We start from the raw sequence: 2,896 nt of genomic DNA, 5'->3' as shown, positions 1-2,896 counted from the left end.
GAGTACATACTACCTGTGGATTAAGTAATATATCATATAGCTTGCCAGCAAGAAAAGTATTGAATAGATTATTTATGGTTCAAACTATGGCTCGTGGAATGGACTCATACATTATGGATCCAACAAACAAGGAAATGAGGGGTGCCTTACTTGCATCACAAACATTACTTGGACAAGATAGGTTCTCAAGAAAGTTCATTAAAGCATTCCGTGAGGGATTATATGAGTAATATAAGAACTGTTGTGGTGGCATGCAGGACTATTAAAGAGGAATTAGAAAGGGTAATTAATGAAATTCATTGTGATTATCCTATATTATGGATAGAATCGGGGCTGCACCTTAATACAGGAGAATTAAGAGAGTGTATACAAAAAAAATTAGATAGTATATCAAATGTAGATCAGGTGCTTTTGGCTTTTGGTTACTGCGGAAATGCCGTCATCGGGTTAAAATCACTTGATTATAAAGTTATTTTTCCACGAGCAGATGATTGCATTACTTTATTACTTGGTTCTAGTGAAAGGCGAAAAAATATTTCAAAAGAAAAGGAAACTTATTTTCTCACTAAAGGCTGGCTGAATTCTGAAAAAAACATATGGGCTGAATACAAGGATACAGTAAAAAGATTTGGGAAAGCTAAAGCAGATAAGGTATATAAAATAATGCTAGGAAATTATGAAAGACTTGGAGTTATTGAAACAGAAACTGATGAATCAGAAGACTTTATAAAAATAACTCATCAGATTGCAGCAGATTTAAAATTAAAACAGGAAGTAATTCCTGGAACAATTAGCTATATTAAAAAGCTTTTAACTGGTCCTTGGAATAATGATGAATTTGTAGTAATTAACCCCTATGAAACGGTCTCAATGGAACATATATATGGTAGATCTGAAGTTTAAAAAAATAATTTGAACTCTAGTTCCAATGAAAAGGATGGTGTAATTAAATGAATTTAATTATTTTTGGAGGATTTCTTGGCTCTGGTAAAACAAGTTTAATATTATCACTAGCACATTTTTTAGTTGAAAAACAAAGTCCCAATAAGCAAAATCTTGTAATAATTGAAAATGAAGTTGGAGAAACGGGTATTGATGACAAAGTGCTTAAAAGTAAAGGATTAAGTGTAAAAGAATTATTTTCTGGGTGTATTTGTTGTCAGCTTTCATCTGACCTCGTAATTACTTTAAATGATCTTCGTGAAAAAGTTGATCCCGAATGGGTAATTATTGAAACTACAGGACTAGCTTATCCTAGCAAGATTTTAGGTACACTTAATAAATATGGTAAGGGAATAGAAAGCATACGGATTGTAAGTGTAGTTGATGCAGAACGATTTGAAGAACTTACTGAAATAGCACCGGTACTTATAAAATCACAGATATCAGATGGAAATACAATTCTTGTAAATAAGATAGATCTAGTTACAGATAAGCAATTAAAAAATATAGAACGTTCTGTAAAAGAAGTTAATCCAAAGGCTGCTTTATATAAGGTATCTGCAAATAAAGATATAAATGATAGTATATGGAAAGAGGTGGCTAAAAGCAATGAATAATCATGAACATGACCATTCCCATTGTGAGGAACATCACCACCATCATCATTGCGATGAAACTGAAGAAGATTTATATGGAGAATTAAATGAAGTACCAGCTGTTTTTTCATATACAAAGTCTTTTGAACTTGAAAAAGAAGCTAAAGGAGATAAGTTACAAGAATCTTTTGTACATTGGATTGAAAGTTTAAGAAAGTGGGCCATAGAAAATAAACATTTTATAGGTCATATTAAAATCTTTGTAAAGGATGAAAATGATTTTAATTTATGGGTTGCTACTACAGGAAAGAAAATTAACGTTAAAACCTTTTCTGAAAATAATGATTATGATATAAAAAATATTACAGTGAATATGACAGCCATTGTTTTTGGAACTGATGAAGAAACTTTAAAATCTGTAGTGTTAAAAAAATTAGATGAAGAGCTTTTATGTTATATGAATTAAATATATTTTAATATTTTCTAGTTTAGGAGGAGCTAATATATGAAAATTAATTCTGACGATTTGGTCAAAGATGCACTTGAGTTAGATGCAAGTTACGCAGCAGTTATAGATACATCAAAAATTAAATTTCATGAAGATTACAGAAAAGCCTGTGAGAAAAATATTTGTGGCAATTATGACACCAACTGGATGGGTCCGCCAGCTATTGGTCCTATATCAGAATTAATGGAAAAAGTTAAACAGTATAGAAAAGGACTTTTAATACAGACAGTTCATAAATTGTCTAATTCTTTTGACTGGAGAGGTATGGCTGCTTCTAAAGATGTTCATGAAAAAATATTTAGAAATATTGTTAGCAGCATAAAAGACAAATATGAGTTTGAGGATATTTTACCTCTAAATGCAGGGTGTTGTACAGTGTGTAAAAGATGCACTTATCTTGATAAAAAAGAGTGCAGATATCCAGATAAAGCACTTTCATCTGTTGAGGCTTATGGAATTGATGTTATGGCACTTGAAAAAGGAGCAGGAATTCCATATTATAATGGATTAAATACACTTTCTTATGTAGGGCTTATACTTTTTAATGAATGATTTATTTGAAAGATATTATATTCAATTTAAATTAAAGGGGGAAGTATTATGAGTAAAAAGTTAGTTGATGCAATGGCAGATTTGGATGAAGATGTGGTTTTAGCAGAGGTAAAAGCACAAAAAGAAAATGGAACACCAGTATTAGATATTATAGCAGATTTACAAGAAGGTATGGGAATTGTAGGAAACAGATTTGAAAAAAAGGAATATTTTTTATCTGAACTTATAATGTCAGCAGAAGTGTTTAATGAAGCATCAGAGATCATTGGAGGATTAGGAGAAGCTTCAGGATCAAATA

The 2,896-nt window shown here is 31.0% G+C and carries 5 protein-coding genes and 1 pseudogene; all 6 read left to right on the top strand.

Annotated features, from left to right (window positions below; translation table 11 throughout):
* Positions 1 to 230: pseudogene (locus CLCOS_RS19635) on the top strand (methyltetrahydrofolate cobalamin methyltransferase); the annotation flags it as partial.
* Complete coding sequence (locus CLCOS_RS19630) at positions 223 to 903, top strand: DUF1638 domain-containing protein (protein ID WP_192847958.1); 681 nt, start codon at positions 223 to 225, stop codon at positions 901 to 903. The pseudogene CLCOS_RS19635 and the gene CLCOS_RS19630, both read left to right, overlap by 8 nt.
* A gap of 47 nt (positions 904 to 950) precedes the next feature.
* A complete protein-coding gene (locus CLCOS_RS19625; protein ID WP_063602645.1) occupies positions 951 to 1,559 on the top strand; it encodes a GTP-binding protein in 609 nt (202 codons plus the stop codon).
* A complete protein-coding gene (locus CLCOS_RS19620) occupies positions 1,552 to 2,004 on the top strand; it encodes a hypothetical protein (protein ID WP_063602644.1) in 453 nt (150 codons plus the stop codon). Before CLCOS_RS19625 ends, CLCOS_RS19620 begins: the two co-directional genes overlap by 8 nt.
* Before the next feature lie 39 nt (positions 2,005 to 2,043).
* Positions 2,044 to 2,598 carry a DUF2284 domain-containing protein gene (locus tag CLCOS_RS19615; protein WP_063602643.1) on the top strand — a complete coding sequence of 185 codons (555 nt, stop codon included), beginning with the start codon at positions 2,044 to 2,046 and terminating at the stop codon, positions 2,596 to 2,598.
* Positions 2,599 to 2,646: 48 nt separating this feature from the next.
* On the top strand, positions 2,647 to 2,896 hold a 250-nt coding region (locus CLCOS_RS19610; protein ID WP_193756610.1), incomplete at its 3' end, for a B12-binding domain-containing protein.

The organism is Clostridium coskatii, assembly GCF_001675205.1.
GTDB classification, from domain to species: domain Bacteria; phylum Bacillota; class Clostridia; order Clostridiales; family Clostridiaceae; genus Clostridium_B; species Clostridium_B ljungdahlii.
The sequence above is the reverse complement of the archived record's forward strand: the minus strand, read 5'-3'. Positions and strand labels throughout refer to the sequence as shown.